Source organism: Enterobacter sp. Taxon_2, from assembly GCF_058355295.1.
Genome location: NZ_CM178024.1, coordinates 1,145,524 through 1,171,415 on the forward strand (window position 1 = coordinate 1,145,524; position 25,892 = coordinate 1,171,415).

The 25,892-nt window shown below is 54.1% G+C and carries 24 protein-coding genes and 1 pseudogene; 6 read left to right on the top strand and 19 right to left on the bottom strand.

Annotated elements, in window-relative coordinates:
* Nucleotides 1-2: 2 nt before the first annotated feature.
* Entirely contained in the window at nucleotides 3-3,158 is a 3,156-nt protein-coding gene (locus AC4IC4_RS05300; RefSeq protein WP_491472287.1) for an efflux RND transporter permease subunit, read from the top strand.
* Here AC4IC4_RS05300 and AC4IC4_RS05305 read toward each other — a convergent pair.
* Nucleotides 3,088-4,209: a YbdK family carboxylate-amine ligase gene (locus tag AC4IC4_RS05305; RefSeq protein ID WP_024906908.1), complete on the bottom strand. Its 1,122-nt coding sequence runs from the start codon at nucleotides 4,207-4,209 to the stop codon at nucleotides 3,088-3,090. The two genes, AC4IC4_RS05300 and AC4IC4_RS05305, sit on opposite strands and share 71 nt — an antisense overlap.
* Before the next feature lie 104 nt (nucleotides 4,210-4,313).
* Between AC4IC4_RS05305 and AC4IC4_RS05310 the strand changes: the two genes are divergently transcribed.
* Nucleotides 4,314-5,276: a 2-dehydropantoate 2-reductase gene (locus AC4IC4_RS05310; protein ID WP_491472288.1), complete on the top strand. Its 963-nt coding sequence runs from the start codon at nucleotides 4,314-4,316 to the stop codon at nucleotides 5,274-5,276.
* Here the strand turns inward: AC4IC4_RS05310 and AC4IC4_RS05315 are convergent.
* Nucleotides 5,273-6,067 carry an AraC family transcriptional regulator gene (locus AC4IC4_RS05315; protein WP_491472289.1) on the bottom strand — a complete coding sequence of 265 codons (795 nt, stop codon included), beginning with the start codon at nucleotides 6,065-6,067 and terminating at the stop codon, nucleotides 5,273-5,275. The genes AC4IC4_RS05310 and AC4IC4_RS05315 overlap by 4 nt on opposite strands.
* A 76-nt stretch (nucleotides 6,068-6,143) precedes the next feature.
* Here AC4IC4_RS05315 and AC4IC4_RS05320 point away from each other — a divergent pair, with 76 nt between their 5' ends.
* Genes AC4IC4_RS05320 through AC4IC4_RS05330 form a run of 3 tightly spaced genes read left to right on the top strand, consistent with a single transcriptional unit; the run spans nucleotide 6,144 to nucleotide 9,197 of the window.
* The gene (locus tag AC4IC4_RS05320; protein WP_491472290.1) at nucleotides 6,144-8,126 is read left to right on the top strand and encodes an FUSC family protein; all 1,983 of its coding nucleotides are present in this window, start codon (nucleotides 6,144-6,146) and stop codon (nucleotides 8,124-8,126) included.
* Nucleotides 8,119-8,334, top strand: a complete 216-nt coding sequence (locus AC4IC4_RS05325) for a DUF1656 domain-containing protein (RefSeq protein ID WP_024906912.1) — start codon at nucleotides 8,119-8,121, stop codon at nucleotides 8,332-8,334. Before AC4IC4_RS05320 ends, AC4IC4_RS05325 begins: the two co-directional genes overlap by 8 nt.
* Nucleotides 8,331-9,197 carry an efflux RND transporter periplasmic adaptor subunit gene (locus tag AC4IC4_RS05330; protein ID WP_491472291.1) on the top strand — a complete coding sequence of 289 codons (867 nt, stop codon included), beginning with the start codon at nucleotides 8,331-8,333 and terminating at the stop codon, nucleotides 9,195-9,197. Before AC4IC4_RS05325 ends, AC4IC4_RS05330 begins: the two co-directional genes overlap by 4 nt.
* A gap of 276 nt (nucleotides 9,198-9,473) precedes the next feature.
* On the opposite strand, the gene AC4IC4_RS05335 is transcribed toward AC4IC4_RS05330, so the two are convergent.
* From AC4IC4_RS05335 to AC4IC4_RS05370, 8 genes and pseudogenes are all read right to left on the bottom strand, one after another.
* Entirely contained in the window at nucleotides 9,474-10,736 is a 1,263-nt protein-coding gene (locus AC4IC4_RS05335) for a hypothetical protein (RefSeq protein WP_491472292.1), read from the bottom strand.
* A 242-nt stretch (nucleotides 10,737-10,978) separates the two neighbouring features.
* Nucleotides 10,979-11,470: an MltR family transcriptional regulator gene (locus AC4IC4_RS05340; protein ID WP_491472293.1), complete on the bottom strand. Its 492-nt coding sequence runs from the start codon at nucleotides 11,468-11,470 to the stop codon at nucleotides 10,979-10,981.
* Nucleotides 11,471-12,548: 1,078 nt separating this feature from the next.
* Nucleotides 12,549-12,752 (bottom strand): hypothetical protein, encoded by a 204-nt coding sequence (locus AC4IC4_RS05345; protein WP_491472294.1) that lies wholly within the window; start codon nucleotides 12,750-12,752, stop codon nucleotides 12,549-12,551.
* 124 nt (nucleotides 12,753-12,876) lie between these two features.
* Nucleotides 12,877-14,013: an asparaginase gene (locus AC4IC4_RS05350; protein ID WP_053084269.1), complete on the bottom strand. Its 1,137-nt coding sequence runs from the start codon at nucleotides 14,011-14,013 to the stop codon at nucleotides 12,877-12,879.
* Between the two features lie 35 nt (nucleotides 14,014-14,048).
* Nucleotides 14,049-14,165: pseudogene (locus AC4IC4_RS05355) on the bottom strand (serine dehydratase); the annotation flags it as partial.
* 489 nt (nucleotides 14,166-14,654) lie between these two features.
* Complete coding sequence (locus AC4IC4_RS05360; protein ID WP_491472295.1) at nucleotides 14,655-15,179, bottom strand: hypothetical protein; 525 nt, start codon at nucleotides 15,177-15,179, stop codon at nucleotides 14,655-14,657.
* Nucleotides 15,180-15,454: 275 nt separating this feature from the next.
* Nucleotides 15,455-15,910 (bottom strand): hypothetical protein, encoded by a 456-nt coding sequence (locus AC4IC4_RS05365; RefSeq protein ID WP_491472296.1) that lies wholly within the window; start codon nucleotides 15,908-15,910, stop codon nucleotides 15,455-15,457.
* A 293-nt stretch (nucleotides 15,911-16,203) separates the two neighbouring features.
* Nucleotides 16,204-17,088: a LysR family transcriptional regulator gene (locus AC4IC4_RS05370; protein ID WP_491472297.1), complete on the bottom strand. Its 885-nt coding sequence runs from the start codon at nucleotides 17,086-17,088 to the stop codon at nucleotides 16,204-16,206.
* Nucleotides 17,089-17,207: 119 nt separating this feature from the next.
* Here AC4IC4_RS05370 and gstA point away from each other — a divergent pair, with 119 nt between their 5' ends.
* Nucleotides 17,208-17,813 carry a glutathione transferase GstA gene (gstA, locus tag AC4IC4_RS05375; protein WP_491472298.1) on the top strand — a complete coding sequence of 202 codons (606 nt, stop codon included), beginning with the start codon at nucleotides 17,208-17,210 and terminating at the stop codon, nucleotides 17,811-17,813.
* Here gstA and AC4IC4_RS05380 read toward each other — a convergent pair.
* From AC4IC4_RS05380 to AC4IC4_RS05420, 9 genes are all read right to left on the bottom strand, one after another.
* Entirely contained in the window at nucleotides 17,807-18,820 is a 1,014-nt protein-coding gene (locus AC4IC4_RS05380) for a C45 family autoproteolytic acyltransferase/hydrolase (protein WP_491472299.1), read from the bottom strand. The genes gstA and AC4IC4_RS05380 overlap by 7 nt on opposite strands.
* A gap of 21 nt (nucleotides 18,821-18,841) precedes the next feature.
* Nucleotides 18,842-19,564 (bottom strand): glutamine ABC transporter ATP-binding protein GlnQ, encoded by a 723-nt coding sequence (glnQ, locus tag AC4IC4_RS05385; RefSeq protein ID WP_024906944.1) that lies wholly within the window; start codon nucleotides 19,562-19,564, stop codon nucleotides 18,842-18,844.
* 2 nt (nucleotides 19,565-19,566) lie between these two features.
* A complete protein-coding gene (glnP, locus tag AC4IC4_RS05390; protein ID WP_024906945.1) occupies nucleotides 19,567-20,223 on the bottom strand; it encodes a glutamine ABC transporter permease GlnP in 657 nt (218 codons plus the stop codon).
* A 50-nt stretch (nucleotides 20,224-20,273) separates the two neighbouring features.
* Nucleotides 20,274-21,026, bottom strand: a complete 753-nt coding sequence (gene glnH, locus AC4IC4_RS05395; protein ID WP_032649674.1) for a glutamine ABC transporter substrate-binding protein GlnH — start codon at nucleotides 21,024-21,026, stop codon at nucleotides 20,274-20,276.
* Nucleotides 21,027-21,151: 125 nt separating this feature from the next.
* Nucleotides 21,152-21,706, bottom strand: coding sequence for a carboxymuconolactone decarboxylase family protein (locus AC4IC4_RS05400; RefSeq protein WP_491472300.1), 555 nt, complete (start codon nucleotides 21,704-21,706; stop codon nucleotides 21,152-21,154).
* The gene (locus AC4IC4_RS05405) at nucleotides 21,703-23,031 is read right to left on the bottom strand and encodes an aspartate aminotransferase family protein (protein ID WP_048993199.1); all 1,329 of its coding nucleotides are present in this window, start codon (nucleotides 23,029-23,031) and stop codon (nucleotides 21,703-21,705) included. Before AC4IC4_RS05405 ends, AC4IC4_RS05400 begins: the two co-directional genes overlap by 4 nt.
* Before the next feature lie 127 nt (nucleotides 23,032-23,158).
* Nucleotides 23,159-24,016, bottom strand: coding sequence for a MurR/RpiR family transcriptional regulator (locus AC4IC4_RS05410; protein ID WP_032649670.1), 858 nt, complete (start codon nucleotides 24,014-24,016; stop codon nucleotides 23,159-23,161).
* Nucleotides 24,017-24,248: 232 nt separating this feature from the next.
* Complete coding sequence (locus AC4IC4_RS05415) at nucleotides 24,249-24,839, bottom strand: hypothetical protein (protein WP_491472301.1); 591 nt, start codon at nucleotides 24,837-24,839, stop codon at nucleotides 24,249-24,251.
* Between the two features lie 111 nt (nucleotides 24,840-24,950).
* Nucleotides 24,951-25,835, bottom strand: coding sequence for a LysR family transcriptional regulator (locus AC4IC4_RS05420; RefSeq protein ID WP_491472302.1), 885 nt, complete (start codon nucleotides 25,833-25,835; stop codon nucleotides 24,951-24,953).
* Between the last annotated feature and the right edge of the window lie 57 nt (nucleotides 25,836-25,892).

Sequence of the window (25,892 nt, forward strand, 5' to 3'; positions counted from 1 at the left end):
TCATGCTGACGTTTTTCATCAAACGCCCGCGCTTCGCGATGGTGATTGCGCTGGTCATCACCCTGCTGGGGGCCATTGCGCTGAAGATTATCCCGGTGGAGCAGTATCCGCAGATCACGCCGCCGGTGGTGAACGTCTCTGCCAGTTGGCCGGGTGCCAGCTCCGCTGACGTGGCGGAGGCCATCGCCACGCCGCTAGAGACGCAGCTGAACGGCGTGGATCATATGCTCTACATGGAGTCCACCAGTTCGGACGAAGGCACGTACAGCCTGAACATCACTTTTGCGGCGGGCACCGATCCGGACCTCGCCGCCATCGACGTGCAGAACCGCGTGGCGCAGGCCGTGGCGCAGCTGCCCACCGAGGCGCAGCAAAACGGCGTGCAGGTGCGCAAGCGGGCCACCAACCTGATGATGGGGGTAAGTCTTTACTCACCGAATAATACCCACACGCCGCTGTTCGTCAGCAACTACGCCAGCACCCAGGTGCGCGAGGCGCTGTCGCGTCTGCCCGGCGTGGGGCAGGTGCAGATGTTTGGCGCGCGCGACTACAGCATGCGCATCTGGCTGCGCCCGGACCGTATGAACGCCCTGAACGTCACCACCGACGACGTGGCGCAGGCGCTGCGCGAGCAGAACGTGCAGGGCGCGGCGGGTCAGGTGGGCACGCCGCCGGTGTTTAACGGCCAGCAGCAGACCCTGACCATCAACGGGCTGGGGCGCTTAAGCCAGGCCGACGAGTTTGCCGACATCATCATCCGCGCGGGGGAGATGGGCCAACTGGTGCGCCTGAAGGACGTCGCCACCATCGAGCTCGGCTCGCGCAGCTACAGCTCCGGCGCGCAGCTGAACGGGCACGATTCCGCCTACCTCGGTATCTACCCGACGCCGTCCGCCAACGCCCTGCGCGTGGCCGACGCGGTGCGCGCGGAGCTGGAGCGCCTCTCGACGCGCTTCCCGGATGACCTGGTCTACGAGGTGAAATTCGACACCACCTCTTTTGTCGCCGCGACCATTAAAGAGATCGGCGTCTCGCTGGCGCTGACGATGCTGGCGGTGGTGGTGGTCGTTTCCCTGTTCCTGCAGAGCTGGCGCGCGACGCTGATTGTCGCCCTCGCCATTCCGGTGTCGCTGGTGGGCACCTTTGCGGTGCTCTATACGCTCGGCTACTCCGCCAACACGCTGAGCCTGTTCGCCATTATTCTGGCGCTGACCATGGTGGTGGATGACGCCATCGTGGTGGTGGAGAGCGTCGAAACGCTGATGGCGGAAGGGCAGAGCCGCACGGCGGCGACCGCGCTGGCGCTGCGCCAGATCGCCGGGCCTGTCATCGCGACGACGCTGGTGCTGCTGGCGGTATTTGTGCCGGTGGCGCTGCTGCCGGGCATTGTCGGCGAACTCTACCGCCAGTTCGCGGTGACGCTCTCCACCGCCGTGACGCTCTCAAGCCTGGTGGCGCTGACCCTGACACCCGCGCTGTGCGCGATGCTGCTGCGTCCGCGCCCGGAGAAACCGGCGGCCGTTTATCGCGTCTTCAACCGCGGGCTGGATGCCACGCGCGGTTTCTACACCCGCCTCGTGCATGTCTTAAACCTGCGTCCGTGGCTGGCGCTGCTGGCCACCGCAGGCGCGGCGGCAGTCGTGCTGTTCAGCTTTATGTCGATGCCAAAAGGCTTCCTGCCACAGGAGGACCAGGGCTACTTCTTCGCCAGCGTTCAGCTGCCGGAAGCGGCTTCGCTGGAGCGCACCGAAGCGGTGATGACCACCGCGCGGGAGCTGATCGCCGAAAATCCGGCGGTGGAGGACGTTATTCAGGTCTCCGGATTTAACATCCTCAACGGCACCAGCGCCTCCAACGGTGGGTTTATCTCCATCATGCTGAAGGACTGGAGCGAGCGTCCGCCGCTGGAGGAGGTGATGGGCACCCTGCAGCGCCAACTGCTGGCCCTGCCGGAAGCGACCATCATGACCTTCGCGCCGCCGACGCTGCCGGGGCTGGGCAACGCCTCCGGCTTTGACCTGCGCATCCAGGCTCAGGCGGGGCAGAGCCCGGCGGAGCTGGAGCGCGTCACCCGCGAGGTGCTGGCGAAAGCCAACCAGCATCCGCAGCTGAGCCGCGTGTTCACCACCTGGAGCAGCAACGTGCCGCAGCTGACGCTGACCGTTGACCGCGAGCGCGCCGCGCGTCTCGACGTGCCGGTATCGCGCATCTTCAGCAGCCTGCAAACCGCCTTTGGCGGCACGCGCGCCGGGGATTTCAGCATTAACAACCGCGTCTACCACGTGGTGATGCAGAACGAGATGCAGTGGCGCGAGCGTGCGGAGCAGATCGGCGAGCTGTTCGTGCGCAGCAACAGCGGCGAGCGGGTGCGCCTGAGCAACCTCGTCACCATCACGCCAACCGTCGGCGCGCCGTTCCTGCAGCAGTACAACCAGTTCCCGTCGGTGTCGGTGAGCGGCTCGGCAGCGGCTGGGGTGAGCAGCAGCACCGCGATGGCGGTGATGGGTGAGATTCTGGCGGAGAGCCTGCCGGCCGGATACGACTACGCCTGGAGCGGCATGTCGTACCAGGAGCAGCAGACCGGCAATCAGGCGATCTGGATCGTGCTGGCGGCGGTGGTGATGGCGTGGCTGTTCCTCGTCGCCCAGTACGAGAGCTGGACGCTCCCGGCGAGCGTGATGCTCTCGGTGCTGTTCGCCATCGGCGGGGCGCTGGTCTGGCTGTGGATGGCCGGATACGCCAACGACGTGTACGTGCAGATTGGTCTGGTATTGCTGATCGCGTTAGCGGCCAAGAACGCGATTCTTATCGTCGAGTTCGCCCGCGCGCGGCGTATGGACGGAATGGCGATTGTCGATGCCGCGCGGGAAGGGGCCTCGCGCCGTTTCCGGGCGGTGATGATGACCGCCGTGTCGTTCATTATCGGCGTTCTGCCCATGATGCTGGCGACCGGGGCAGGTGCCCAGAGCCGCCGCATCATCGGCACCACGGTGTTCAGCGGCATGCTGGTGGCGACCGTGGTGGGGATCCTGTTCATCCCGGCGCTGTTCGTGCTGTTCCAGCGCCTGCGCGAGTGGGGCCACGGCCTTACGGACTCGTCGCCCACAGCTCGCAGTGCTTCTGCACCAGAGAAATCAGCGAGCCGCCGTCGGCGATAAACTCCCGCATGCGCTGCGCCTCGCTCTTGCCCTGCTTTAACAGCAGGGCAATTTCATTAATTGCGCTCGTCGCGCCAAGCTTCTCGGCCGACGGCGCAACCTGCTCCAGTAGCCAGGCGATATCTTCCGCCACGGTTTTGTGCTCGCCGGTGTGCACGTCCGTCAGGATCCCCTCCAGCCCGTAGCGACACGCCTGAAAACGGTTAAAGCGGTACAGCAGAAAATCTTTTTCCTGATGCTTATAAGGCCGCGTGGTCAGCAGCCAGTGGGACGTCGCCTGGATCAGCCCAGCGATGTTAATCGCGTGGCCGAGCGTCAGCGGCGTATCCATCACCCGCACCTCCACGGTGCCAAAATGCGGGCTGGGGCGAATATCCCAGTGCAGATCCTTGATGCTGTCGATCATGCTGGTGGAACTCAGGCGGCGGAACAGCCCCTCGAACTCCTGCCAGCTGTTGACCCACGGCATCTGGCCGTTATCCGGGAACCCTGAAAAGATGTTGAGCCGCGACGAGGAGAACTTCGTGTCGGTGCCCTGCATATACGGCGAGGCGGCCGCCAGGGCGATAAAATGCGGCACGAAGCGCGACAGGCCGTGCAGCAGGTAAATCGCGTCATCCCCGGTCCGGCACCCGACATGCACATGCTGGCCGAATACCGTTGCCTGCAAAATCAGATAGCCAAAGCGCTCCAGCGTGACGTTATAGCGCTCGTCGTCGCACACCTCCTGGCGCTGCCATTTCTGGAACGGGTGCGTCCCGCCGCCGCAGATCTGGATATGCTGCTCCGCCGCCGCGCGCAGGATGCTCTGCTGCATCACTGAGAATTGTGCCGCCGCCTGATCGATGGTCTGACACACGCCGGTGGCGATTTCGAGCATGCTTTCGGTGATGTCGTGTTTGACCTCACCGCCTTTGATGTCGTCTTTGACGGCGGCGATGAGCGCGGAGGAGTCCTGGCTCAGATCGTAGCCCGGCGGGTTAACCACCTGCAGTTCGAGCTCGATGCCAAGGGTGAACGGTTCAGAGGATTTGAAATCGGGTAAAGGCATGGCGCACTCCGTTGTCTGTGAATGTTGAGTATAGACAACGGGTGTGGCGCACTCGTCTCAGGGTGGTATAACTGATAGCAGGCTTAGCAAAAGGGGAGTGACTCATGTCTGACTATCCAACCATTGCGCTGATAGGACCCGGTGCGATTGGCACCACCATTGCCGCAGTACTGCATGACGCTGGCCGCACGCCGCTGCTCTGCGGACGGACCGCACACGCGGCGTTACGCCTGCGTCACGATGAGGGTGAAACGGTGGTGCCCGGTCCGGTATTAACCGATCCGACAGCCATCGCGCGTCCCGTTGACCTCGTTTTTATCGCGGTGAAAACGACGCAAAACGCCGACAGCGCCGGGTGGCTGCGCGCGCTGTGCGATGAAAATACGGTGGTCTGCGCCCTGCAAAATGGCGTAGAGCAGAAGGCTCAACTTGAGCCTTTGGTCAGTGGCGCAACGGTGCTGCCGTCGGTGGTCTGGTTCCCGGCGCAGCGCGAGCCGGATGCCTCCGTCTGGCTGCGGGCGAAGCCGCGCCTGACGCTGCCGGACATGCCGCAGGCGCAGCGCGAGCCGGATGCCTCCGTCTGGCTGCGGGCGAAGCCGCGCCTGACGCTGCCGGACATGCCGCAGGCGCAGCGGGTGGTGGAGGCGCTTCGCGGTACGCGCTGTGAAGTTGCACTCTCGGCAGATTTCGCCACCGTCGCCTGGCGCAAGCTGCTGCAAAACGCGGTCGCCGGGCTGATGGTGCTGGCCAACCGCCGCGCCGGGATGTTCAGGCGCGAGGATATCAGCGAACTTTCGCTGGCCTACCTGCGCGAGGGGCTTACCGTCGCCCGCGCCGAAGGGGCGAAGCTGAACGATGACGTGGCGCAGGAGATCCTGGCGAACTTTCAGCGTGCGCCTGAGGACCTGGGTACGTCTATTCTGGCTGACCGTCAGGCGGATCGCCCGATGGAGTGGGACATCCGCAACGGCGTGATCCAGCGCTACGGCCGCAAACACGGCATTGCGGTACCCATCAGCGACGTGGTGGTGCCGCTGCTGGCGGCGGGGAGCGAGGGGCCGGGTTAACGGCCGCTGTTTTTCCGTTCGGCAAAGTAATGGGCGGGCGTGCTGCCCATCGCTTTTCGGAACATGGTGATAAACGCGTTCACGGATTCGTACCCGAGCGTTGTCGCCACGTTCTGGACCGGCACGCCGCTTGCCAGCTCCCGTAGGGCAATAATCAAGTGCAGCTGCTGGCGCCATCGCCCGAAGCTCAGCCCGGTCTCGCGCTGCATCAGGCGTGCAAACGAACGCTCGCTGAGGGCAAGCCGTTTCGCCCACTCCTTAAGGGTGCTTCGGTCCTCAGGGCGGCTGACCAGCGCGTCGGCCATGGCGCGAATTTTCGGGTCGGTTGAGACCGGCAGGCTCAGCTTCTGCTGCGGCATGCTGGCAAGCTCATCAAGCGTGACCCTGATTAGCCTGGCGACATGGCCGTCGGGCGGATAATCAACGCCCTCGCGGGTTAGGCGATCGACCAGCTCCTTGATCAGCGGCGAGATCGCCAGCGTGCAGCATCTCTCCGGCAGCGCCGCCGCGCCGGGCTCAATAAACAGATAGTTGAGATGCGCGTTCCAGGTCGCTTTGGCGCTGTGCGGGATCCCCCCAGGGATCCAGACGGCGCAGTCTGGCGGCACGATCCAGATGTCATTCTCCGCGTAACAGCTGACCGCACCGTACCGGGCAATAATCAGCTGTCCTTTCCGATGGTTATGCACCGGCACTTCCGCGGCGTAGTCCACGAAGTCCAGATGACGCGCTACCGCCGGGCTGACGGTAGAGTCGGGATCATACAGCGTAGTAGCAGATTGAGGCTTCACGATTCTGGCAACATTTAGGTATTTTTTGACAGAATAGAGTATTTAAGCGGGTCTGCAAGCCGGTAATAATTCCGGCATGAAAAACGTCTTCTCTTATCCCGTGCGCCTGCCCGCCGCGCTGCAAAACGACGCGGGGGCGCTGATCTACGCCGCGAAGAGTTTCGCCGCGGCGATGCTCGCTTATTACCTCGCGCTGTCTATCGGCCTCGAACGCCCCTCATGGGCGATTATTACGGTTTACATCGTGTCGCAGACGTCGGTCGGGGCATCGCTCAGCAGAAGCCTCTACCGACTGGCCGGTACGGTTGTCGGGGCCAGCGCGACCGTTCTGATTGTGCCCACCTTCGCGAATACGCCGATCCTGTGCAGCGTGGTGCTGACGGGCTGGATCGTATTCTGCCTGTGGCTCTCCCTGCTGGAGCGCACGCCCCGGGCCTATGCTTTTGTGCTGGCGGGCTACACCGCGAGCCTGATTGGTTTTCCCGCGGTATCCGATCCCGGCTGCATCTTTAACGTCGCCATTGTCCGCGTGCAGGAGATCGCGATTGGGATTTTCTGCGCGGCACTGATTCACCGCTACGTGCTGCCCGCGCGGGTATCAGGGCTGTTCAACGCTAAATTATCCCAGACGCTACAGGCCACGCGCGAGCGGGTGGCGGATACCTTAGCGGGCAAGCCCGATGCGGCTTCCGGCCCGCTGCATCTGGCCCTGGCGCTGCAGTTCCTGCAGGGTATAAGCCACCATATCCCGTACGATTTTGCCCTCTCCGCCCCGGTGCGGCAGGCCAGAAAAGCGATTCATGACCGGCTGGCGCGGCTCGTTATCGTAAACTGTGAACTACACGACCGCATGCCAACGCCTGGAACCCTGCCCGCCGACGTGCAGGCCTTGCTGGAGGATGTTCAGGCCTGGGTGGCCGGTGAAGGCGCTAGCCTCAGCAGTACGGCAGAGGCGCTGCGGCTCCGCTGTGCGCTTCTCATCGATCGGTATGCCGCGCAGGCGCAGACGTTTGACGACGCGCGGCTGGTCAGTTTTATCCGCTACCTCGCGGAGGCTATCGCTCTTCTGCAGCAGTGCGAGCGCCTTTCCGGGGCCATCCTCCACGCCAAACCCGTCTTTGGGGAGGTGCAAACCCGCGCGGCTAAAGGCTACGTTTTTCACCGCGATCCTCTTACCGCGGCCCGCACGGCGCTGGGGGCTTTCGCTATTATCCTGAGCGGCTGTCTGGTCTGGATCTTCTCAGCATGGCCGGATGGCGGTACGGCGGTGTCTATCCTGGGGGTCTGCTGCACGCTGTTTGGCAGCTTCGACACCCCGGCCCCCCACATTGTGAAATACATCATTGGCTCGTTCTGGGGCGTGGTGATTAGCCTGTTCTACAGCTTTGCGCTGCTGCCGCTGGTGAGCGATTTCCCGGTGCTGGTGGCGGTGCTGGCTCCTGCGTATCTTCTGGCCGGGTCGCTTCAGGCGCGTCCACCGACCACGTTTATGGCGATGGGCATCACCCTGACGCTGCCCATTCTGTGCGAGCTGGGGGCGCACTACAGCGGAGACTTCGCCGTTGCGGCCAACACCGCCATCGCGCTATTTGCCGCGACCGGCTTTGCCGTTATCAGCATGAGCCTGCTGCAAACCGTGCAGGCGGATGGTGCCATCACGCGTCTGCTGAACCTCTGTCAGCGCGACATTCGCCGCAGCGTGAAGGGCACGCTGCGGGTTGACGAAACGCACTGGATCAACCTGATGATGGACCGAACCGCCCTGTTGCTGCCGCGACTGCAGCGCAGCGAGCGCGCGCCAGAGCAGGCGCTCGATCGGCTGTTACACGCGCTGCGTCTGGGGTTGTCGGTCATGCATTTACGCCGCAGTGACGCACCGCCCGGCAGGGAGGTTGACGCACTTTTTCATCGAATAAACGACGCAGACCGTGACGCCTTACGGGAACGCATCGTCACCCTTATCGAGCGCCATCTGCCTGCGGCAGATGAACATACGCGCCAGTTTATCTTCAGGCTGGTGGATCTGCACTGTGCACTAGGGGGACCTGACTATGGTTAACGATCTTAATATCGGCGGGGTTTTTATCCCGGGGCTGCTGACGGTCGCCCTCGCGGCGCTGGTCTGCACGCTAAGCCTCGTCGCGCTTTTCTCTCTTAGCAGGGGCTACCGGCGCTTGCCGTTTCGCCCGCTGATGGATGTTTCAACCTGGATTGTCACCTTTTTCCTGCTGATGCAGGGTCTGACCGCGTTGGGGTTATTGTCATGAAATCACTGCTCTCTTTACTGGCTCGGTATGCGCTGACGTTGAGCGTCGTCGCGGCGGCTACGCTTCTGGCGTTTATGATGTGGAAACACTACGCAGAAACGCCGTGGACCCGCGACGGGCGCGTGCGTGCGGATGTGGTGCAGATTGCGCCGGACGTCTCCGGGCCCGTCATCAGCGTGGCCGTCCGGGATAACCAGTGGGTGAACCGGGGGGATGTGCTTTACACCATCGATCCGCGCTGGCTCAAGCTGGCGGTGGCAAGCGCGCAGGCTGATGTGGAGTCGAAACGCCATGAGATGCTGATGCGCCAGGACGCGGCCCATCGCCGCACGCTGATTAAAAACGCCATCTCCAGCGAGGATTTGCAGCAAACCGGCAGCGCGGCGAACGTCGCGGCGGCCAATTATCACGGCGCGCTGGCCGCGCTGGATCTGGCTGAGCTTAATCTGGCGCACGCCACCGTCCGTGCGCCGGTTTCGGGGTACGTTACACACCTGCGGCTGCGGCCCGGAGACTACGCGACGGCGGGAGAGACAAAGGTCGCCATCGTCGATGCCCACAGCTTCTGGGTGGTGGGGTACTTTGAAGAGACCAAGCTGCGCCATATTCGCGTTGGGGATGCCGCGCAGGTTGTGCTGATGGGATACGAGCCGGTCATCACGGGGCACGTTGAGAGCATCGGGCATGGGATTGGGGACAGCAACGACGAGACGGGAGGGCTGGGTCTGCCCGACGTCGAGCCTACCTTTAGCTGGGTGCGGCTGGCACAGCGCGTACCGGTGCGCATTCATATCGACAGGTTGCCGGAGGGGGTTGAACTGGTGGCGGGGCTGTCGGCGAGCGTGGCGGTGGGGGAAAAGTGAGGGGGATAGATGTGAGTATGAATGTCTGCTTTGTGCCAGAAGCGGACAAAGCTGACATCATCATGTACCAAGCAACGTGGCGCAAGCCAGTCAGTTGGTGATGTGAGTGAGTTGTCAAAGCTTGTCGCCCGCTACCACCGCCATCGGAGATTCTTGAGTGTACCAACCCTAAGTAAAAGTTGCTTCAATTAGAAGTAAAGGAAACGTACAATGACAATAAATACTCTTAATCAAGAGATCCCCCGTTCTCTCATGGACAGGGGGAGTACTGTTTTTTCAAATTTTCTTCTTAGCGATAAAAATACAATAAAAAAATAATGTTTTGATAATGTGATTGATGCTGTGCACCTCGCGGAATAATAACAAAAGCTTCCGCATAAAAGACATGAAACTAAGTTCGTTATATTTTGTGCGTTCCATTCCTTCCTTGGCGTAATAGTAGGTTATAATCTGAGTTGACTCTCTATACTCATATTTATAATGTGCAATGCCATTTCGAAGTTTATTGTCTAAGGCATTGAGGTCAACTATGTAAAAACTATTATCCAATCCACTTGTCTTTGTTCCTAAATCAACGTTTGCATATTCATTGAGGCTAGAAAATCCTTTTATCAACTCGCCTTTTTTATTTAATTTTACTGAATCATCAAAAGTGTTATGATCTCCGCGGTTTAGTAAATTATTCAATCCGGCCACAATAATTAATTGCCTAGAAAATACTTCAGATAAATCTTTGTAGAAATTATTGCAGTCATCAAATTCAGCAGTAGAAACTCGAGCAGGAATCATTGATAAATCTACATTTTCAACATAATCATAGTAAAGCGCTGGGCGTGAAGGGAGTTCAAAATCGAGCATTTTTGGATATAAGCTTAAACAATCAAAATGCAAGCTTTTCAGAAATCCACTTTTAATAATATCATCTAAAAAATTGTTTAGCTGTTTTGGATGGTTTTTCTGAATATAATGTAGAAATTGCGGCATTTTTTCACTAATTTCAGCATTATGTGCATGTATTGTAAATGGAAAAGACATTGTAGATGTTGCTGTATACAGTGCTGAAAGAATATCTTGTATTTTTAGCGAGCGTGGTTTTTTAAGGGTAGGTAATTCTTTCATTAGGTTACTGAAAGTATTGTAATTTTCTTGTTTGTATTGAGTGATAAGTCGCTGTAATTTATCGCGATGTTTATAAATAAAATTCATTCCATCCAAACGAGCATTCAGCATTAAGTATTTTTCATGACCAATTTCTCTTGTTGCTTTTAAGAATGCTGTTTTTCCTTTTTCGTATTTTCCAAAGCCTACTGGAAAATCCAAATGCAAATCGATGAATGGATTTGTTGTGCCGAAGTCATTGTCTTCTACAGTTTCCGCACCGTTAAATACTGGTTCCCCCTCGCCAAGAGTAAAAGATATATTATTCTCGCATTTTGGGCATGCAAATTGAAATGGTTGTATGTCGCGATTTGACATACCTATTCTTGTATCAATGATCGTGTCACATACAAGGCATTTAAATTGCTGTAAAAAGTTCATGATTTTTATGAATCCTATAAATTTAAAATGGAAAGTAATATTTTATCTACAAACCAAAGCCATTTTACTAGTCTGCTTAACTGCACTTTAAACAAAGTTGAGTGCTGTCTTAAAAAAGGTAAACGCAAGATACTATTTTATTCAAAAGCCATATTAATTCAAGACACCTATATGAGTAGAACACTATGAACACCATACAATGCTTTGAAAAGGTGTCTTCAATAACCCAGAAACTTACTGGATTAACAATTTGTAGATTTTCCGACTAAATTTCCGCGCGCAGTGTGACCCCATATCTTAGAGGTCACCTTATCTCTTTCCACTAGTTGTTTACGGTGCATCAAGTCGGCAAGCAGTATGGCAACAAAGAACATGAATTTTGCTTTGGGAGTGTTTGGAACATCTTTGGGGCCAAGCCAAGGTAACTGTTCCAATTGATTTTGTATTTTGGGTGTATCGAAGCTAACACCATTCCAACTATGCCCAAAAGCATTTCTAATTCTACGCAGAGTGTTTAATTCTTTATATTCATGTTCCATTATCAGTCCTAACGCATATGCTAAACCTGTCCTGGCAGCAAAAGATGATAGTGGCGCTGTTGCACCATTCAGTAGCCCCTTAGCTACTTTGTCATTCAACAGATGAGCTTGGATGATTTCGGATAACCACTCATCGAAAATGGATGCAGCTATAAGAACAGAGCCACGGTCTGATTCTTTATTCAGTTCGGACAAAAATTGACCGAGTTCATTTTGGGTTTTATCACTCGCAGAGTCTGGAACTCCTTAAACAAAAATAAAACATAAGGGTGTTTCGGTCGCATATCAATTTTAACCATTTGGAATTGAAATTATGTTAGGTCTGGGTCAAAGTATCCACAAAAAATTGGAAAAATGATTGTGGGATTATTTGGAGGTATCTACAATGATTCTTTCTGAATAATGTCTTTAATATCAATTAAATGCCGAGAATGTTTCTCTTCCGGTTATCGGTCAGCTTGTCGCTCATAGCGGATCTTCATCTCAGTAGGCTTATCAGTTCCGCTCTGCGAGCCCTATCGAAGCAGTTTAAGGGGGCACAGAATGACGTTCGCCACTATTGATGACGTCAGAAACCGGATCGAACCGTTAGACAGAGAACTGCTCAATAGCAAGAATAGTCTTTTTGCACATAAATAATTAACTTTAATATAATTTCAATTTTAATTGTCCCATTATTCTATGAGCACATCTTTGGGATAAAAGACAGATAAGTGGGTATGCACTGGAATAATTAGTGCGGAGAGGAGGGATGTCGTTATCCGCACTTTTTTAGTGCTCAAAGCGAGCTGCCTAAAGTTCACCGGCCACTACCATAGTGCCAGAACATTTCGCCCCCTCAGCAGGCATATTTATCGAGTACGAGCTTAAGCAACAAGACCAGCTTCAACATATTGCAGCGGCCGGATAACGGAAATGCAAGCTGTCGTTTTTACCCGTTCTGGTAGCTGTTAAGGGTGACCGGTTATGAGAAAATAACCCACGCAAACGGTTTCGTTGGTTTTAACCGTTTTCGACACATTATCTATCGCTGTGATGGCGTTGTTGTTTAGCATTTTATTCTTTACGTCTCCTCCCTTGGGGAGACGTCTTTTTCCCACGCACTCTTCACAATGTCTGCAACCCCAAACGCCCCTGAAAAATCGCCTTTGATAAGGGATTAGATGTACCTCTATGATAGTTTGGCCATCAGAAGAAAGGGTTTGAGCTCTGGATGGAAGTCAGATGCAGCCATGTTCCGTATTCGCTGCAGGGGAACCTGCTCTGAGTTTGTTTAACCTTTCCACGGCAATAACGTCTCTTTCGCACGGAACGGGAGGCGCGTAAAAATAACCCTGTATCTCTGCACACCTTCCTCAAGGATACGATCAAATTGCTCCTGAGTTTCAACACCTTCAGCGACAGCGACACAGTCCGGCCGAACGACGGCATCTTTAACAAAACTGCCGTCAATTTTGATTTTGTCAAACGTGAACATGCGCGGATCATGTCTATGCGTTATGGTATACCGCCCGATCACCATATTTCACAGGCGTTTCCCCAGATAAAAAAATTATCTGTAAAAGCATCGAAAACGCCTCTTATCGAAGGGTATTTTAACGTCAGTTTTTATGGCCGGTAACAGACCAGAATGCGGCCTGAACGTTTTCTGGTGAAGTCTTTCCGTTTGCAAGCAGAAGCTGAGTAAGGATCCGTGCTTTTGCCGGATTCAGCCCCGACGAAACAACAAAGCCGGCTTTGTTATCATCGACCTCCACGTTACGTTTTACTGCTCCTGTATAGGAGCGCGATGCGCGGACCACGACAAGTCCATGCTCCCGGGCTGCTTTGAGCGCGGCTAACGCTGAGGCGGATGTATTTCCGTCTCCCACGCCGGCGAGGATAATTCCTTTTGCACCATCACGCACCGCATTGTTGATTTGGACATCGTCCATATTACTGTGGGCATAAATGATCTCAACCCGCGGAAGTTTATGGGACGCAGGTAATTGTAGAGACAGACGAGATTCTGCCGGCACCGGGGTAATATAATGAACTTCTGCCGCATCGACATAACCCAGTGGGCCGGCGTAAGGTGACTGAAAAGTAGCCACTCCGGTTGTATCCGATTTCGTGGACCAAATCGGTGACTGGATAGTGTCATTCATCACAATCATTACTCCCCGTCCCTTCGATTGTTTGTCCACAGCAGCATTCACAGATTCAAGCAAATTAGCAGGGCCATCTGCACCAGTTGCTGTCGCCGGTCGCATGGCTCCAGTAATAATAACAGGTTGGGGGTGATGTATTACCAGACTGAGGAAAAAAGCTGTTTCTTCAAGAGTATCCGTGCCATGGGTAATAATAATAGCGTCAGCGGCACCTGTACTGAACAGATCGTCGATCTTTTGGGCAAGATCAAACCAGATTTTATCATTCATGTCCTGAGAACCAATGGATGCGACCTGGACACTACTAAGCTGGGCTTTTTTATCCAATCCTGGAACGGCTGCAAGCAATACTCTTGGGCTGATGGCGCCGGATGTGTATCCGATAGAGCTGGAGTCTTCACCAGTGCTCTGTCCAGCAATGGTACCGCCGGTAGCAAGGATCATCAATTTAGGCAGAGCTTCAGTCGCTTTTTGGCTATATGTCGTTAATGACGGCGAGGCCGTTGCAGCCTGAGAACCATGAGTAAATAGCGAGGCATATACTAGTGTTAGCGCAAACGCGACAGGATGATTTATAGGCTTAAACATGACTTATTCCTTAGATAAAAGGCAGATGCCTTAACTTTTGTCGCCGATACTTTGGCTGGAGCATCATGGGGCATGACAATCGTAGCCGACATACCGGGTAATTTTGCAGACAGAGTGGTAGCCTGAACATAATTGCCGGATGAAAAGGCCAGAGTGCCGACTGATCACCGGCGTTATAATTACTCATCTATCAATTTTTCAGCAGATGCAACTGCATCACTATAAGCAAGTAGTGTTATATAAAGAACACCTCATTTATACACACCTTGTCCTTTCACTTCCAGTTCTCACTCTGGAAGACAAGCTTATATTGCGACACATCTCAAAGAAAAAATCCCTGGAACATAAATGGGGTTATTTAATCTATGTAATTTATTCCATACAAAATTTGATACAGAACCCACTAATGAGTCAAAAGTTGTCCTGGTGATGGTTTTAACAGAGTTGATGTTATCAAAATATAAAAAATAGAACTAACGCATACGCAATGTTAACAATATGAAAACATTTTCAAGTCAATGCGTTAGCAAATTGCTAAGTCTGCATTGCATTCACCGGAGAGGTACAATGCAGACGATTAGATTACCTCTGCCAGTCAAGGAAAACCTCCAAATGAGGCCCGGTCGAGGGCTGTTGACTGGCTATTTCAGCTTCTGTCTCAGATCGATATAGACATTAGTCAGCGTTGCGACATTGGCTTCATCCATGGAGAGCTCTGAGAAGTCCACAAACCAGTTTCCAGTACTGTGCTTATTGATAACAAATAGCTTTTTACCGTTCACGAATCGATACTCAACATCGTAGTCTTTATGGGTCCACGAAAGATTATCCAGAATAGTGAATTTTGTCGGCTGCGCTGGATTTTGCGGATCCCATTTTAAAAAGTCAGTGTACATGGTTATCCAACTTTCGAGACTGTCCTTGGTGACATATCCGAAGTGACTCGACATATCCCCACCGTTGTATATAGCCATTACTGCGTATTTGCCTTTATCGTCAAGGCGAAGAATTCCATCAAAACCATCTTTGTACTGCGGTTCGTTGACCAGCATCACTTCAACACCGGTTTTGTACTGTGTCCAGGTATAATAGAAAGCTGGTTTTCCAGGCGTTGAACACCCTGCCGTAAGTAACAAAAATATAAACCCTAGAATTCTAATCATCATTATTCCCTATTTAATAAAAACTATGTCTTTATCACAGTCAATAAAGAAACATACTTAACTTCAGTACATAAACATCCATGTTATATCGGCAAAAAAAAGACTTTCATGAGCGGTTATTTGAGCTACATATGACGCCTCACCAGATTGTGGTTCAATCAGTAGAGAACCGTCCGTTTCTCGCTCTTAAGGGGCATTCAACAAACAACATTGTATTTTGCGTAAGGCCGAAATTCCTGCTTCTTACTCAACAGTTTTCCGGCCTCCCATCTCACACCTCAGTGCGCCGCGATATACGGCTCCTTCACAAACTCCGCCATTAGCCAGACCATATCATGCAGCAGCCCGGTCAGCTCTTTCGCCACGCTCGCAGGCAGTGTTCCGCCCATCACCGCCAGCGTTAACGCCACGGCATAGTCCACCTGCAGCGTCGTCTCTTGCCAGCAGTCCGGCACGCAGGAAACCATTTTTTCTCCCGCAATCAGCTGTTCAACCAGATACGGCGGGAGTTCAGCATCACAGCACTCCCGTAGTCGCTTCAGCGCAGCCAGCAACCGCTTACAGAGCGTGGTGTATGTCACTTCGTCGTCAGTTTCCACCAGCACGCTTACATATGCAGTACAGGCATCGGCCAGTTGGAAGAGATCCGCAGATTCGGAAATTGAATTGTTGATGAGGTGACAAACAGCGCTTTCCGCAGAGAGCGCGTAAGAAAATTCAGGAGTAGTAGCCATTTAGCATCCTCGTTGTGCAAAAAAATGTCATGTTATGCTAACGGGTTCCTACGCCCGGTTACGGATGTGCCGCAACGCAGGCACTTTACGACCGCGAACAAGGGATGAAAAGGGATTACCCTGAATTACATCAGGTTGCTTGCGGGTTTGCGAGGCGGCTTCCAGAAGGGCGTTGCCGGGTGGCGGCTACGCCTACCCGGCCTACAAAACCATCAACCAAACCCACCGCGACACGAACCGTAGGCCCGCGCAAGCGCAGCGCCGCCGGGCACATTTTGTACCGCGGTTACTCTTTACGCAGACTTTTTCATTTTGATCAATCCTTCTAATAACGTCTGCGTCGCGCGGGAAGCTTTGCCCGCCAGGGAACAAACAAGCCCAAACTCCCGGCACAGCGAAGGCGTCACGGGCACGATGCACAAACCGCGTAATTCATCCGGCAGGGCGGATTCAGGTATCAGTGCGACGCCCAAGCCTTCGCGTACCAGCAGGCAGGCGCTAATCCAGTCGCGGACGGTCACCTGCACGTCAGACAACTGCAAGCCTGCCTGTTCCATCAGGCTTTTTCCATTGACGGCACAACCGCCTGTGGCGAGTACGAAGGGCTGGTCTGCCAGTTCCTCAAGGGTGATGCCGCGCGTGCGTGTATAGCGAGCCAGGCGGTGGTTGGCTGGCAGCACCGCGACCCATGCATCTTGCCCCAGGATCGCATCCGCGCGTCCGGGAACAGGGTTCATGACCACGCCGAGATCAACCGTATCTGCCGCAAGCCACTCTTCGACCTCCTGGTCCGTACCTTCCAGTACGACCACCTCTATTTCAGGATGCAGGCGCTTCACGTCCCGCAGCAGCCCCGGCAAAAGCGTGGACGTCACAGACGGAAAACTGGCAAGTCGAATGCGCCCGCCACTCAGCCCGCGGCTCTCATCCGCCAGCGTGCGGATGGCGTCCAGCCGTGCCAGCATGCTTCTTGCCTCTTTGACAACCCGCTCGCCCAGGGCTGTAACACCGACGTGGCGTCGCTCACGCGTAAATACCGCAAATCCTAATGAAGCCTCTAACTGAGCGATCGCCTGGCTGGCACCCGACTGCGTCATGCCGACCTCTTCAGCGGCACGCGAAATATTACTGGCGTCCGCCACGGCAACCACCAGGCGCCAGTGCAACAGATTCATCATGGATATCAGTAGCTCAGCTAATAGTTAATTTATGAATCATTAATTTTACAGAGATAACGGTTTTAAGCACAGTGAATGCAAACCGAATGTTTATCACTCACAGCTTTAACGGAGAGATTATGAAACTCTATTACGCCCCGGACACCTGTTCACTCTCACCCCATATCGTGCTTCGCGAACTGGCGATTGAGTTTGAGCTGGTTAAAGTGGACAACAGGAGCAAGCTTACCGCTGACGGGCGCGACTTCCTGACCATTAACCCTAAAGGCTATGTCGCCGCGCTTGAACGGGATGATGGAAATGTCCTGACCGAGGGGCCAGCGATTTTGCAATACCTCGCTGACCTCAAGCCGGAGAGGGGGCTGGCACCGCGCGCAGACAGCTGGGAGCGGGTGCGGCTTCAGGAATGGCTTAACTTTATCACCAGTGAAATACACGCGGGATCGGCTCCTCTTTTCAATCGCGTGTTGCCCGAAGAGGTCAAATCCATTTTTCGTGAGAAGCTCTTCAGGCGGTTCAGTTTTCTTGAGGAAACGCTCTCCACTCGCGCTTATTTGACGGGATCGACCTTCAGCGTGGCAGATGCCTATCTTTTTACCGTACTAGGGTGGTGCAAGTTCTTCTCCATTGAGCTGAGCCCCTGGCCTGCGCTGCTGGCATACAGGGATAAAATCAGTGCCCGTCCAGCGGTGCAGGCCGCATTACGTGCGGAAGCGGCTCAGTAAGACTGTAAAGCAGGTTTTTGCCGATCGTGTGTGAATATCTGCCATTTTATCTCCGACGTACTCAGGGTAAAAATGGCCGTGGCCAGCGTGTTCTCTTCATCCGGGTCGTGTGGCGAGAGACGATAAATCGGGAGTGCGGGATCATGCTGGTCTGAAAGAATACCCAATGCCGCCGCACCATCAAGGTGATATTGCGTCTCCAGCCAGGCGTTTAGCCGCTGCTGGCGTGACCGGGAGCTTTCAGTGATCACCTGCTCAACCGCGTCAAGCTGAGGGTGGATAAGGTGATTAGCATGGGCGAAAACCTCCCGCAGCGGCGTGACGGAACAGCCTGTTCCCGTCGCTTCCACGCTAAACAGCCGGCTGTCTCCCATTTGTCCCACCGTATGATGAAATGCACCGGCGCGTGGCCCTGTGGTCAGTATGGTGATGGCTTCATCTAAGGTGGCGGCATTCAGCGCGGCGCGGGCTAATACCTGGCGCGGCATTCCGTCCGGACGGTGCAAAGCGCGAATGTTATTCACCGTATTCACCACCCCCTTTTCGTTTACGGAGAAGGTATGTCCGCAAATCGATCCCGGATAAGCGAAACTGGTGAACGCCAGGCCGTCATCCGGGGTGATGCTGACGATGGCGCAGTCATTGCGAAGCTGCGGGAAACCGTCTTCATTATGCGCGATAATCAGCTCCCCCTCTGCGGTTCTTCCCGCTACCGTGGTACAGCCATCTGATGTTGAGCGCACCAGATCGCCGCGGCAGTTCCAGGCAAACACCTCATCAAACGGTGCATCCAGACCCTCGGCCAATCCCTCCAGCTCCTGCCAGATCAGGGGATAGTGTGACTGGACCAGCGAGCGCATGCTTCGGGTCTGTTCTGCGTCTTTCATGGCGGTAACGGTTTGCCACAACGCCGTTTGCGTGAGTTTTGCATGCCAGGCCTCGCGGCCAAAGGCGCCAAGTTCCTGACCTACTGCAAAAGCGGAACCACGAATTTCGATTTTTTTCATAGTATTATCATTCACTTCTGTTCAGGATACGTGTTGCAAAAATTCTTTCAGGCGTGGATTGCGACTGCTATTCAGCAGCATATCAGGTGGACCATCTTCGGCAATGGTACCGCCATCAATAAAGATGAGCCGGGATGCCACATCCCGGGCGAAGCCGATTTCGTGGGTCACAATCACCATGGTCATGCCTTCTTCGGCCAGCGAGCGCATAACTTTCAGCACCTCGTGCCGTAATTCGGGGTCCAGCGCTGAGGTTGGCTCATCGAACAGCATCATTTTCGGTTTCACCGCCAGGGCTCTGGCAATGGCCACGCGTTGCTGCTGACCGCCAGAGAGCTCTGATGGGTAGTGACTGGCGCGTTCGCGTAAGCCAACGCGGTCCAGTAGCGCCAGCGCCTGCTCCCGCGCGGCGGCTTTGCTCTGTTTGCGTACGCGAACCGGACCAAACATCACATTCTCCAGCGCCGTCAGATGGGGGAACAGATGGAACTGCTGAAACACCATCCCGGCTTCGCGGCGGATATCACATTCGTTAGCGTGAGGATCGGTAATATGCATTCCCGCTACCAGCAGCGTGCCAGAGGAAATTTCCTCCAGCTTGTTAATGCAGCGCAGCAGCGTCGATTTGCCCGAACCGGAAGGGCCGATGATCACCACGACTTCGCCGGCGTCAATTTTTAAATTGATGTCGTGCAGCACCTGAGTGGCACCGAAATTTTTCGACACTGCGCTAAATTCAACCATGCTCATAAAATATGGATCCTCTTCTCCAGTTGCTTCAGCAGGAAACTCAGGCACAGCGTCACCAGCAGATAAATCATTGCCACTGCGGTCCAGACTTCCAGCGCGCGGAAATTACCGGCAATAATTTCTTGCCCCTGACGAGTCAATTCCGCCACACCAATCACAATAAACAGCGAGGTGTCCTTAATACTGATAATCCACTGATTACCTAACGCAGGGATCATACGGCGTAATGCCAGCGGCATAATGACGTGCCATAGCGTGCTGCGCTGAGATAATCCCATTGCCAGGCTGGCCTCTCTAAAACCTTTATTAATCGAGAGGATCGCCCCTCGGGTGATTTCTGCAATATAAGCACCCGAGTTAATCACAATAGTCGTAATGGCCGCCGTTACCGGATCAATATGAATCGGTAACACCATGGGCAGTGCGAAGTAAATAAACATCACTTGCACCATAATAGGCGTCCCGCGGATTAACTCAACAAAGACTAACGAGACTGTCTTTGATATTTTTCCTCCGAGCGCCCGGCAGGTTCCCGCCAGCAGGCCAATAACAAAACCACCCAATAAGCCTGATAATGAAATAATCAGCGTCAGCTGTAGTCCTTGCAACAACAGCGGCAGGGACTCCCAAATATATTTACTGTCGAAATTCATATGTTACCCGTTAAGATGCAACGAGGTCGGATCGCTCCGACCTGGCGGGATTATTTTGGCTGTTTAGCAAACCACTTCACGTAAATCTTGCTGTAAGTGCCGTCCGCACGTAACGCCTGCAGCGCGGCGTTGATCTTCGGCGTCAGGCTGCTGTTCTTCTGCATCGCAAAGCCGTAGTGCTGCGGCAGAATGCTGTCAGTCTCGCCGGTCGATTTCACTTTGCCATCACCTGCCGTTTTTACGTAATAGAGCACGTTGGGGGAATCATGCACCACGGCATCCAGGTTACCTGCCTGCAAATCAAGATAGGCGTTATCGATATTCGGGAATTCGACATAGTTCGCCTTATATTTGCTTTTCATAAAGCTGGCCGCCGCCGTTCCCTGCTTTAATCCCACTTTCTTTCCTGCTAAATCGCTGAATTTAGTAATGGTATTATCGCTGCTTTTCACCGCCATTAATAAATCAGCATCATAATAACCGTCGCTGAAATCGACGACCTGTTTACGCGCGTCGGTTATCGTAATGCCCGCCATGGCGACATCCAGATTACGTGATTGCAAACCCGGAATCAGCCCCCCGAAGTCCATCGGGCGTAATTCGTAGCTGACGTGCATTTTTTTAGCAATCGCATCCCACAAATCAATATCAAAGCCGACGTATTTATCGCCTTGTTTAAATTCAAAGGGGACAAACGCGGTATCAACGCCAACCGTTAATTTATCCTGTGCTTCCGCCACAAAACTGGCGGAGCAAGCGACCAGTGCTAACGTAACTTTTAATTTAGTGAATAATCCAGACATGATAACCCTCGGCGTCAGTGAAGTAGCGTGCATGAATGTCACCCGGCGAAATATATCGGCAGGGTGGGGAAATAAAAAAGTTGATATGCAGGGCGCACTTTCATGCGCCAAAATTAAAACGATACTTATGCGGGAATAATCTCATCCCGGGTGTCGGGTACCGGCGTCTGTGCGCCGTTCATTACCATCGAGAGAAAACTGTAATAACCATTAATTCCGATCAGATCCACCACGCCTTTCTCGCCCCACAGCGTGATAGCGTGCTGCCAGGTGGCATCGCTGACCTTCTGCTGCTCCTGTAACTCCTTGCAAAAGTGATAGACCGCCCATTCATCCGGCTGCAGATCCTCTGGAAGACGCTTTTCATTAATCGCCTGCACTGCCGCGGCAGAAATACCTTTCTCGCGCGCTATCGGCGCATGAATCGCCCACTCCACAGGCTGTGACCAGTGCCGCGCGGTCATCAAAATCGCCAGTTCCGACAGGCGCTGTCCCAGCGCGCTGCGATAACGCAGGTATTCGCCCATGCGTTGCGCATGCGCCATCAGCTCGGGACTGCGCAGCAGCGGCTCGAAAGGTGGCAGCAGCGCACCGCGGGGCCCATTGATTATCTCTTCGGCCAAAGCACGCTGCTGGTCGTCCCATTCATGCTCCGCCAGTGGGGGTAAACGATTGATCATAATTTGCCGGTCTCTTCGCGAATGACGGTGTTCAGCGTGTCCACTACAAAGTCGAGCTGGCCAGGCGTGACAATAAACGGGGGGGCGATCAGGATATGGTCGCCATACTGCCCGTCAATCGTTCCACCCATTGGATAGACCATCAGCCCACGTGACATACAGTTTGCTTTGATTGCTGCGTGCAGTTTCAGGGCAGGATCGAAGGGGGTTTTGCTGGCTTTATCGCGTACCAGCTCAACGCCCGCAAACAAGCCTCTTCCACGCGTATCACCGACATGCGGTAATTCCCCCAGCACTTCACGCAATGCGTTGTGCAGGTAAGCCCCCTGTTGCCTGACCGCCTGCAGCAAATTATCGCGCGCGATCACCTGCTGCACGGCCAGCGCTGCGGACGCGGCGGTCGCGTGACAAATGTAGGTGTGCCCGTGCTGGAACAGACCGCTACCGGCCTGCAGCGCTGAGACAATCTTCTCGCTCGCTAATACTGCGCCAATCGGCTGATAGCCGCCCCCCAGCCCCTTCGCGATGGTCACCAAATCCGGCACCACATCATCCTGTTCAAACGCATGCAATGTGCCGGTGCGTCCCATGCCGCACATGACTTCATCCGCGATATAGAGGATGCCGTATTTATCACACAGGTTGCGTACACCTTTAAGATAGCCCGGGGTAGGCGGCGTGGCGCCGGTGGTGGCTCCCACCACGGTTTCTGCACAGAAACCAATAATGGTGTCGGGACCGGCCTCAATAATCGCTTGCTCCAGCTCGTTGAGCAGACGCGTGGTGTATTGCTGCTGGGTTTCGTCAGCGCGGCGGTCGCGATACTCGTTGCAGGCCGAAACGCGGATAACGTCGATTAACAACGGGGCAAACTGGCGGCGGCGCCATTCGTTGCCTCCCACCGCGAGCGCCCCAAGGGTATTACCGTGATAGCTCTGCTTACGGGCGATAAATTTGGTGCGCGACGGCTGGCCGATCTCAACAAAATACTGGCGCGCCAGCTTGAGCGCGGTTTCGACCGCTTCCGAGCCGCCCGAAACGAAATAGGCATAGTTAAGATCGCCAGGTGCCGTGCGCGTCAGCTGTTCAGCAAGCTGTTCAACGGTGTCGCTGGTAAAAAAACTGGTGTGGGCATAGGCCAGTTGATCGATCTGGCGATGCATCGCAGCCAGAACGTCCGGATGCGCGTGGCCTAAACAGGAAACGGCGGCGCCACCGCAGGCATCCAGATACTGTTTTCCCTGTGCATCAAAAATGTACGCCCCCTGGGCGCGTACCGCCACGGCGGGCGTGTTGCGTAGACTGCGGTGAATGATATGGGTCATGCGGGTCCTGCTCCTGAATACGCTGTGCTAATAAAGCGCATCTTGCAGGATCCATTTGTATCACGTCAATTTCATTTTGATCCAAATGCATTCTGTTTTCTTATGCCGGATGCAAATGAATTATTTTTCAGGGTTTCCCGGGCACCACATAGGCACCAGAGTCGATAAGATAGCGTTCAGCATTTTCGATTTTATTGACTGCATCCCGACCATGGCGCGCGACCAGCATCGCCAGTAAACACTCGGCGAGCCCCATACCGGACACCACGGAAGGAAAAAACGACGGGCTGTCGATGGAAAACAGCAGCGTGCAATCGGCAGCCTGAGCTAATGGCGAGACGGGAGAATCCGTAATGGCGACGATTGTCGCGCCTGCCTGCTGGGCCGCGCGCAGGACATCGAGCGACTCACGCGAATAGGGGGCAAAACTGGTGAGTAACAGGCAATCTTGTGCTGTTAATTCGCGGGTGAACACCTCGATATTGCTCGCCAGACCATCAATGAGTGATGCTTGCCGATTGAACAGTCGATAGACATAAAACAGCGACCAGGCGATAGGAAAACTGGCCCGGAAGCCGCAAATATAGACATTCTCAGCCGCGTCCAGCAGCGATACAGCCTGCTCCATGGCCTGATGGTTTTCATGCTGTGTGAAAGCCAAATTTGCCTGATGCGCCTGAAACACCTCTTCATACAGCTGCGGCTGAGTGCCTTTGGCAATCAATTTCTCGGCTTTGGATACATATGTATCATTGCGCAGTCCGAGTTCATCAATGAATGCGTTCTTGAGTTCACCCCAACCGTTGTAACCCAATCGTTGCGCTAACCGCAGCAGCGTGGCGGGTTTTACACCGGCTTCACTGGCGAAGGCACGCATCGATAGCACGACCAGCTGATTGGTATTCTGTAGAGAGAACTCGGCAGCACGCTGTAATTCTGCAGACAACTCACTGAATGTACTGACAATATTTTCCCTTGGATTCATAGCAAATAGTCCCGCTTTTTAAGGTTAGCGCTGCTGTCGTCAACTTACGTTCGATCTTCTCAGACCGAACGGGTTCGCGTTGTCTCAGAAACGGATGATGAAAACACAGAGTGAATAAGTCAACGGGGAGCTGAACAGGGGGGTTATCAGATGCGCGAAACTAATCTGATGATCATTATGATAAAGGCCAAAGGTAAGACTGTTTTCTATGCAGCATAGCGCTGCTCCTCGCTCATTCCAGCCCTTCAATATTCGACTTAACCGCTTTCAGCGTCCTTCTTCGGATCCAGCCGCTCCCGGCCCGTATTGCCAGCCAGTAGGCTGCCATTTTTAGGTGAGTACGTTTGTCCGGACAATAGACGAAGGTCTCCGTACAGAGTTCATGTTGACCTGGCGCCAGTTCCGATACCTGGTAGCGGAGCAACAGTTTTGCGCTGCCCGGCGCGGCTGGAGACTGAAAAGCAATGGCATCCGGTGCGTTTTCCAGACCGAAATCAGTCCTCCAGAATTGGCCTTTTAAGCCGTAGCTGAGCTCAGAGGCTGAGCTTTTCAAAAGCGTAAAGCTGTGCAACCCAAAGTTGCTGATTGAGTTAGCCTGCTGATTGCGCAGAAATCTTTGCGGCAATTGCCGCAAAGACATCAGCCGACGAATCACGGCATCTTGCCGGACGTCAATGTTGGCAATCAACGGCAGAATATTTTCAGGATGCGCAGTATGAATGACCGCTCGGTGTTTTTCATGAAACTGGAACTGGGGGAGAAAAGCAGGAACATCCCGCCACTGAGCAAGCGCTTTGCGGGTAACGAATCCGGGGTTCAGCATTGTTCTTCCTTGTCATCCTTTGAGCACAGCCAGAGTAACAGATGGTTTGCGGCAGACAATTACCAGGAAAACGTAGTACCGAAGCGTGCATCAACAAAACAATTACGGCTTTTAGATCCCGTTTTCAGACATGAAATCAATAAAGCAGCGAATTCTCGGGGAAAGGTGGCGTCTGGTTGCCCACAGCGCAGAAAATTGCTCTTGTCGTATACATGAACCCGATAAAACTTCTCTTAACTCTCCCTTTTCCAGTGCGTCACTCACGACAAAATCAGGAACGTAACTGATGCCCATTCCCGCAGTGCTCATGCGGATGATGGCTTCAATATTGTTGGCGGTTAAGACAGAAACCGGTGTGAAGTTACTTATCCCATCCGCACACTGCATCTCCCAGGGCTGTAATAACCCAGTTGAGGGAAAGCGGTAGAGAATGCACTTATGGTTGTTTAAATCCTCCGGGGATGCCGGTGAACCATACTCCAGCAGATAAGCGGGGCTGGCGCAGAGAACAAAACGGAAGCTACCAAGCTTCTTCGATGTGAGCCTGGAGTCCGCAATTTCACCGCTGCGTATCGCCACATCGAACCCTTCATCAATGATGTTTACCAGCCGATCGCTGAAGTCCAGCTCCAGCTCTATAGCTGGGTAGCGGCGGGTGAAGGACGGTAGAAGGGATAACAGCAATCGATAGCCTGTTACCGGAAGAGAAACCCTGAGTTTGCCAGAAGGTTGAGCAATATGGCGGGTCAGTTCGGCCTCCGCGTCCTGCAACTGTTCCAGGATCTGCTGACAACGAACCAGTAATACCGCTCCTTCTGCCGTCAGGCTTACGCTCCGGGTGCTGCGATTGAAAAGCCTGACGCCCAGTTTTTGTTCAAGCCTGGCAACATTTTTGCCAACGGCTGACGCTGAAATGCCTAGCAATCTTGCTGCCTGAACAAAACTCAGCGTTTCCGCGGTCCTGACAAACGAGGTGAGTGACGTCAAACTATCCATTGATTATCAACTTTATCTCTATTCAGTTGGTATTTTCAGTCTATTTATCTTGCTAAT

Excerpts from the sequence above, each read along its gene's own strand:
- glnQ (WP_024906944.1), bottom strand. The coding sequence starts at position 19,564 with ATGGTTGAATTTAGCGCAGTGTCGAAAAATTTCGGTGCCACTCAGGTG.
- AC4IC4_RS05420 (WP_491472302.1), bottom strand. The coding sequence starts at position 25,835 with ATGGATAGTTTGACGTCACTCACCTCGTTTGTCAGGACCGCGGAAACG.
- AC4IC4_RS05345 (WP_491472294.1), bottom strand. The coding sequence starts at position 12,752 with ATGTTCACGTTTGACAAAATCAAAATTGACGGCAGTTTTGTTAAAGAT.
- AC4IC4_RS05410 (WP_032649670.1), bottom strand. The coding sequence starts at position 24,016 with ATGAATCCAAGGGAAAATATTGTCAGTACATTCAGTGAGTTGTCTGCA.
- AC4IC4_RS05335 (WP_491472292.1), bottom strand. The coding sequence starts at position 10,736 with ATGAACTTTTTACAGCAATTTAAATGCCTTGTATGTGACACGATCATT.
- AC4IC4_RS05365 (WP_491472296.1), bottom strand. The coding sequence starts at position 15,910 with ATGGCTACTACTCCTGAATTTTCTTACGCGCTCTCTGCGGAAAGCGCT.
- glnH (WP_032649674.1), bottom strand. The coding sequence starts at position 21,026 with ATGTCTGGATTATTCACTAAATTAAAAGTTACGTTAGCACTGGTCGCT.
- AC4IC4_RS05350 (WP_053084269.1), bottom strand. The coding sequence starts at position 14,013 with ATGTTTAAGCCTATAAATCATCCTGTCGCGTTTGCGCTAACACTAGTA.
- gstA (WP_491472298.1), top strand. The coding sequence starts at position 17,208 with ATGAAACTCTATTACGCCCCGGACACCTGTTCACTCTCACCCCATATC.
- AC4IC4_RS05370 (WP_491472297.1), bottom strand. The coding sequence starts at position 17,088 with ATGATGAATCTGTTGCACTGGCGCCTGGTGGTTGCCGTGGCGGACGCC.
- glnP (WP_024906945.1), bottom strand. The coding sequence starts at position 20,223 with ATGAATTTCGACAGTAAATATATTTGGGAGTCCCTGCCGCTGTTGTTG.
- AC4IC4_RS05310 (WP_491472288.1), top strand. The coding sequence starts at position 4,314 with ATGTCTGACTATCCAACCATTGCGCTGATAGGACCCGGTGCGATTGGC.
- AC4IC4_RS05380 (WP_491472299.1), bottom strand. The coding sequence starts at position 18,820 with ATGAAAAAAATCGAAATTCGTGGTTCCGCTTTTGCAGTAGGTCAGGAA.
- AC4IC4_RS05300 (WP_491472287.1), top strand. The coding sequence starts at position 3 with ATGCTGACGTTTTTCATCAAACGCCCGCGCTTCGCGATGGTGATTGCG.
- AC4IC4_RS05400 (WP_491472300.1), bottom strand. The coding sequence starts at position 21,706 with ATGATCAATCGTTTACCCCCACTGGCGGAGCATGAATGGGACGACCAG.
- AC4IC4_RS05330 (WP_491472291.1), top strand. The coding sequence starts at position 8,331 with ATGAAATCACTGCTCTCTTTACTGGCTCGGTATGCGCTGACGTTGAGC.
- AC4IC4_RS05320 (WP_491472290.1), top strand. The coding sequence starts at position 6,144 with ATGAAAAACGTCTTCTCTTATCCCGTGCGCCTGCCCGCCGCGCTGCAA.
- AC4IC4_RS05405 (WP_048993199.1), bottom strand. The coding sequence starts at position 23,031 with ATGACCCATATCATTCACCGCAGTCTACGCAACACGCCCGCCGTGGCG.
- AC4IC4_RS05325 (WP_024906912.1), top strand. The coding sequence starts at position 8,119 with ATGGTTAACGATCTTAATATCGGCGGGGTTTTTATCCCGGGGCTGCTG.
- AC4IC4_RS05360 (WP_491472295.1), bottom strand. The coding sequence starts at position 15,179 with ATGATGATTAGAATTCTAGGGTTTATATTTTTGTTACTTACGGCAGGG.
- AC4IC4_RS05305 (WP_024906908.1), bottom strand. The coding sequence starts at position 4,209 with ATGCCTTTACCCGATTTCAAATCCTCTGAACCGTTCACCCTTGGCATC.
- AC4IC4_RS05415 (WP_491472301.1), bottom strand. The coding sequence starts at position 24,839 with ATGCTGAACCCCGGATTCGTTACCCGCAAAGCGCTTGCTCAGTGGCGG.